The organism is Streptomyces sp. 4F14, assembly GCF_048159485.1.
Taxonomy (GTDB): domain Bacteria; phylum Actinomycetota; class Actinomycetes; order Streptomycetales; family Streptomycetaceae; genus Streptomyces.
The window spans coordinates 1-419 of record NZ_JBLRVY010000158.1 but is presented as its reverse complement, the minus strand read 5'-3'; the positions used below and the strand labels follow the sequence as shown (position 1 = coordinate 419).

Here is a 419-nt window from a genome sequence, read left to right as displayed (position 1 = left end):
GGTGAACACGCCATCACAGGGACGGCACCGGACTGGGACGCGGCCGCCGCCACCTTCGACGACGAGCCGGACCACGGCCTGCGCGACCCCGAGGTACGCCAGGCATGGGCCGCCGGACTGCGGTCCTGGCTGCCCGAGCGCGCGTCCGACGTCCTCGATCTCGGCTGCGGCACAGGCAGCCTGTCGCTCCTCGCGGCCGAGCAGGGACACCGGGTCACGGGCGTGGACAGGTCCGCCCCGATGGTCGCCCTCGCCCGCGCCAAGCTCGCCGGACGTGACGCGGTGTTCCTGCACGGCGACGCGGCGGCGCCGCCGGTGGGGGAGGAGCGGTTCGACGTGGTGCTCGTACGGCATGTGCTGTGGGCGCTGCCCGACCCGGGCCGGGTGCTGCGGCACTGGCGTGGGCTGCTGCGTCCCGG

The 419-nt window shown here is 75.7% G+C and carries 1 protein-coding gene; it reads left to right on the top strand.

All coding sequences use genetic code 11. From position 1 onward, the window contains the following. Nucleotides 1–12: 12 nt before the first annotated feature. On the top strand, nt 13–419 hold a 407-nt coding region (locus ACLZOT_RS50105; protein ID WP_416976002.1), incomplete at its 3' end, for a class I SAM-dependent methyltransferase.